This is a genomic window from Streptomyces sp. NPDC093097 (assembly GCF_044754325.1).
Lineage (GTDB): Bacteria > Actinomycetota > Actinomycetes > Streptomycetales > Streptomycetaceae > Streptomyces.
Genome location: NZ_JBIVOW010000053.1, coordinates 1 through 6090 on the forward strand (window position 1 = coordinate 1; position 6090 = coordinate 6090).

The window sequence follows — 6090 nt, forward strand, 5'->3', positions numbered from 1 at the left end:
CACGACGGCATCGATCGTCGCCTCCGTCGGCCCGTAGAGGTTGTGCACCTCCACCGACCAGGCATCAGCCACCCGAGCCGCCAACTCCCCCATCAACGGCTCACCGCCACAGAGAACAGCCCGCAGACTCCCAGGAGCTGTCCCCGTCCCGCCACCCAACACCAACGACAGGTGCGAGGGCACGAACTGCGCAACCGTCACCGCGAAGTCCCGCATGCGGTAGAGCAGCTGGTCCGGATCGCGATTCGTCTCCGGTGACACCAGGCACGTGGACGCGCCATGGAGCAGCGGCAGCCAGATCTCCCACACCGAGGCGTCGAAGCTCGGCGACGTCCGGGCCAGTACTCGGTCCTCTGGCGTCAGTGCGAGGTGGTCGGCCATCCACGCCATGTGATGCGTCACCGACGTATGAGTCACCACCACCCCCTTCGGACGCCCCGTAGAACCCGAGGTGTAGATGACATACGCCGCACCCGCAGCAGACACCACACCATCCGGACCGGAAGTACGGCCGACAGACCACGACGCCGAATCGTCCATCACCACCAACGGCACATCCGTCGACGGCAGTTGTTCGCGGACCGCCCGCCCTGTGATCAGCAGCTTGGGACGAGCATCCGCCAGCAGATACGTGATACGAGCAGCCGGATAGGCCGGGTCCACCGGCAGATACGCCGCCCCCGCCTTCAACACCGCCAACATCGCCACAACCATCTCCGCAGTCCCCGGCAGCGCCAACGCCACCAGATCCTCCGAACCGACCCCACACCCCACCAAGTGATGCGCCAGATCGTTGGCCTCCACCTCCAACTCGGCATACGTCAACACACGCCGACCATCACGCACCGCCACCACACCCGGCGTCCGCCCCACCTGCGCACTGAAGAGCTCCGGCACGGTCCATCGCGGCACCTGCCGGGACTGGCCGTAACCCGCGGTGATCACGCGCGCCCGTTCCTCGTCGGTGAACAGCTCGACCTCGTGCACGCGCTGGTCGGGGTCGGCGATCACTGCTGCCAGCAACCGCGACAGCCGGTCGGTCAGCGCCCGGGCGGTACCGGCCTCGAACAGCTCGGTGGAGTACTCCAGATGCCCCTCGATGCCCGCCGCGTCACCCGACTCGTCCCGCTTCTCGGTGAGCGAGAGGGTCAGGTCGAACTTGCTGATGCCGGTGTGAACGGGCTGACCGGTCACCGTGAGCCCAGGCAGCTCGATGTCGGCCGCCGCCTGGTTCTGCAATACCAGCATCACCTGGAACAACGGATGGCGGTCCTGCGACCGCACCGGATCGAGTGCGTCCACCAACCTCTCGAACGGCACGTCCTGATGCGCGAACGCCGCCAGGTCGAACTCCCGCACCCGGCCGAGCAGTTCACGGAAGGTGGGATCGCCCGACAGGTCCGTGCGCAGGACCAGGGTGTTGACGAAGAACCCGACCAGGTCGTCCAGGGCCTCGTCCGTCCGGCCGGCCACAGCCGTACCGAGCGGAATGTCCTCACCGGCGCCGTGCCGGGACAGCAGGACCGACACCGCCGCCTGCACCACCATGAACAGGGTGCAGCCCGAGGCGCGCGCCAACTCCACGAGCCCTTGGTGGGTGTCCTGGTCGATCAAGAAGGTGAAGGCGTCGCCCTCGTAACGCAGTACCGCAGGCCGCGGCCGGTCCCACGGGAGTTCCAGCAACTCGGGGGCCCCTGCCAGCCGTTGTCGCCAGAAGTCCAGTTGGCGGGTCGTCAGGCTCTCGGGGTCGGACTCCTGGCCCAGCATGCGCCGCTGCCACAGCGTGTAGTCGGCGTACTGCACCGGCAGCGGCGACCACGCGGGAGCCCCGCCCTCGGCGCGCGCCCGATAGGCAGCGCCGAGATCGCGGGCCAGTGGGGCCACCGACCAACCGTCCGCCGCGATGTGGTGCACCACCAGTGCCAGTACATGCGTCTCGGCGCCCAGCCGCAGCAACCGCACCCGCACCGGAGCGTCCGTCGCCACGTCGAAGGCGCAGCTGACGCTGTCCGTGAGCGCCCGGTCCAGCTCGGCCGGCGACACGTCCTGGGGGCGCGGTGCGAGGTCGACTGCGGAGGCGTCCAGCACCAGTTGACGGGCGACGCCGTCGGTCACCGGACAGACGGTGCGCAGGGTCTCGTGGCGCTCGACGAGGTCGCTCAGCGCGGCACCCAGTGCGGCAACGTCCAGGGGGCCGTCGAGCCGCAGCACCAGCGGGATGTTGTAGGTGGCGCCAGGCCCTTCCAGCCGGCCCAGGAACCACAGGCGCTGCTGTGCGAAGGAGAGCGGCATGGCTTCGGGGCGCTGTTCGGGAAGTACCGACGGCCGTGCCGCGTCGGCGGCGTCGAGGGCCGCGGCGAGTCCGGCGACCGTCGGGTGCTCGAAGAGCGTGCGGACCTCGACCTCGACGCCCAGGGCCGAGCGCACCCGGCTCACCAGTCGTGTCGCCAGCAGCGAATGTCCACCGGCCTCGAAGAAGTTGTCCGCCACGCCGACCCGGTCGACGCCCAGGACCGCGGCGAACAGACCGCACAGGATCTCCTCGCGGGCCGTGCGCGGGCCGCGGCCTTCGCCACCGCCGGACGCCTCGGGCACCGGAAGCGCACGGTGGTCGACCTTCCCGTTCGGCGTCAGCGGCAGTGCGTCGAGCACGACGAACGCCGAGGGGACCATGTACGCCGGGAGTGCCCGTCCCACGCCCGAGGCCAGTTCCGCGGGGTCCGGCGCCGCACCGGCGGAGGGCACCACATATCCGACCAGCCGCCGGTCGCCCGGCAGGTCCTCACGTACCCGCACGTATGCGGTGGCGACGCCCGGCAGAGCGGCGAGTACGCCCTCCACCTCACCGGGTTCGATGCGGTGGCCGCGGAGTTTGACCTGGTCGTCGGCACGGGAGAGGTAGACGAGCCGGCCGTCGGCGTCCCACCGCACGAGGTCGCCGGTGCGGTACATCCGCCCGCCCGACGCGTCGAAGGGATCGGCCACGAAACGCGTGGCCGTCAGGCCGGGGCGGCCCAGATAGCCGCGGGCCACGCCCGGTCCGGCGAGGTACAGCTCTCCGGTCACGCCTGGGGCGACCCTTCCCAGGCCCGCGTCCAGCACGTAGGCACGCATACCGTCCAGGGCCCGGCCGATGGGCGGCGGTCCGCTCGGGGTGTCGGGGGTGACGTGGTGGCGGGCGGCGAAGGTGGTGGTCTCCGTCGGGCCGTACACGTGGAGGACCCGCGTGCCGGTCAGGTGCCCTGCGACCTGCTGCATCGCTCCGGGCGAGGCCGTTTCACCGCCCGCGCAGACCATCCGGACACCGGCCAGGGCCTGCGGGTCCACCTCCGCCACGACGTTGAACAGGGCGGTGGTCAGGAACAGAGCGGTGACGTGCTCCGCGGTGACGACATCACGCAGGACATGGGGCTCAAGGGCACCCTCCGGAGCGACGACCACCCGCCCACCGTTGAGAAGCGGCACCCAGATCTCGAAGGTCGAGGCATCGAAGACATAGGCAGAATGCAGAAGCACCGCATCGGCGACACCGCCCGCCCAGGCACTGTCGGCGGCCAACGCCGCCACATCCGCATGCGAGACCCCAACACCCTTGGGTATCCCCGTCGAACCGGACGTGAACATCACATACGCCAGCCACTCACCCCCCGCCACCACAGGCAGCGCAGCAGCCCGCGCCGGCGCACCATCGACCACCCGCCCCACGGCATCGACCACCACGACCGGAACATGCTGCCGCATCTCCGCGATCCACCCGTGACCTGCGAACTCCTCGCCGACTATCAGCACCCGGACACCACTGACGTCCGCAACCTGGCACAGCCGCTCCACGGGCCAACGGACATCCAGCGGTACATAGGCACCGCCCGCCCGCACCGCCGCCAACGACGCCGCCACCACAGCGACAGAACGCCCCAGCACCACACCCACGCCGCCCTCGGCCGCTACACCACACCCCACCAAACACGACGCCAGAGCCCCCGAAACCTCATCCAACTCCCCATACGACAACACCACTCCCCCACCCGACACCGCCACCGCACACCGGTCCGCAGCCACCCGCGCCGCGAACAACCCGGGCAGGCTCGCTCCAGCGGTGACTGCCGGGAGGCGCTCGCCCTCGCCCCAGCCGACGACCTCGGCGCGTTCGTCGTCGGACAGCAGGTCGTAGCTGTGCAGGGGCCGGTCCGGGTCGGTGGCGACGGCCTCCAGCAGTCGGACCAGGCGACCGGTCAGGGCCTCGACGGTGGCGGCGTCGAAGAGCGCGGTGGCGTACTCGACTCCAGCCGTCAGCCCGCCCTGCGCAGGGTCCTCACCGAAGGCGAAGGTCAGGTCGAACTTGCTGATCCCGTTGTGCGCCAGGCGGCTGCCGACCGTCAGTCCCGGCAGTTCGGTGTCTGCGGTGTCCTGGTTCTGCAGCACCAGCATCGTCTGGAACAGCGGGTGGTGGTTGCGGGCGCGGACCGGGTTGAGGCTCTCCACCAGCCATTCGAACGGCACATCCTGATGGGCGTATGCCGCGAGGTCGAACTCTCTCACTCGGCCGAGGAGTTCGCGGAAGGTCGGGTCGCCCGACACGTCCGTGCGCAGGACGAGGGTGTTGACGAAGAACCCGATCAGCTCGTCCAGTGCCTCGTCGGTACGGCCTGCGACGGGGGTTCCGAGGGGGATGTCGGTCCCGGCGCCGTGCCGGGAGAGCACCGTCGCCACGGCAGCCTGCAGCACCATGAAGAGCGTGCTGCCGGAGGACTGGGCCAGGTCGAGCAGCCGCTGGTGCAGTGCGGAGTCCAGCGTGCGGACGAAGACGCCGCCGGCAGGGTTCGTGGCAGCCGGGCGGGGCCTGTCGAGGGGCAGTTCGAGCAGTTCCGGTAGGTCGTCCAACGCTTGGCGCCAGAAGGCGAGTTGCCGGGAGGCCAGGCTGTCGGAGTCGGCCTCCGTGCCGAGGATGTCTCGCTGCCAGAGGGTGTAGTCGGCATACTGCACCGTCGGCGCCGGGCGGTCGGGTGCCTTGCCGGCGATGCACGCGCGGTAGGCGGCGCCCAGGTCGCGTGCCAGGGGTGCCAGGGACCAGCCGTCACCGGCGATGTGGTGCAGGACGAGCACCAGCACATGGTGTTGCGGACTCGTCCGGAACAGCCAGGAGCGCAGCGGCAGATCGGTCACCACGTCGAACGGAGTCGTCACCGCGGCGCTCACGGCCGCGTCGAGCGCGTCGGCGTCGATCTCGCGCATCCGCAGGTCCAGGTCCGCGACGGAGGCATCCAGTACACGTTGCCGCGGTACGCCGTCCTGCTCGGGGAAGACCGTGCGCAGCACCTCGTGCCGCTCGACCACGTCAACGAGCGCGGAGTGCAGGGCATGGGCGTCGAGCGTCCCGTCGAGTTCCAGCACGAGCGGGATGTTGTAGCTGGCACCGGGCCCGTCGAGGCGGTTGAGGAACCACAACCGTTGTTGGGCGAAGGACAGCGGCACGGTCGCGGGCCGCTCTGTCGGCACCACCGGAGTCCTGGCCCGCCCGGCTCCGTCCAGCGCGGCGGCGAGACCGGCGGGCGTGGGGTGTTGGAAGAGCGTGCGGACGGCGAGCTCGACCCCGAGGGCGGAGCGCACCCGGCTGACGAGCCGGGTGGCGAGCAGCGAATGCCCGCCCAGGTCGAAGAACCCCTCGTCGACTCCGACCTGGGGCCGGCCGAGCACATCGGCGAAGAGACCGCACAGGATCTCTTCCTGGACCGTGTGCGGTCCGCGTCCCTCACCGCTGCCCGTCGAGACCTCGGGGGCGGGCAGGGCCCGGCGGTCGACCTTGCCGTTGGGCAGCAGCGGCAACGCGTCGAGGACGACGAACGCGGCCGGGACCATGTACTCCGGCAGCGTGCCGATCAGTTCCGCCCGCAGCGCGGCCGCCTGCACCGTGCTGCCGTCCGTGGGAACGACGTAGGCCACCAGGCGTTTGTCGCCCGGTCGGTCCTCGCGGATGAGCGCACGGGCCGCGGCCACACCCGGGAGTGCCGTCAGCGCACTCTCGACCTCGCCCAACTCGATCCGATAGCCCCGCAACTTGACCTGGTCATCGGAACGCCCCAGATACTCAAG

General features: G+C 70.3%; 1 protein-coding gene. It reads right to left on the reverse strand.

Annotated features, from left to right (window positions below; all coding sequences use genetic code 11):
- A partial coding sequence (locus ACIQE0_RS38600) for an amino acid adenylation domain-containing protein (protein ID WP_402341043.1) occupies positions 1–6090 on the reverse strand: 6090 nt, incomplete at both ends.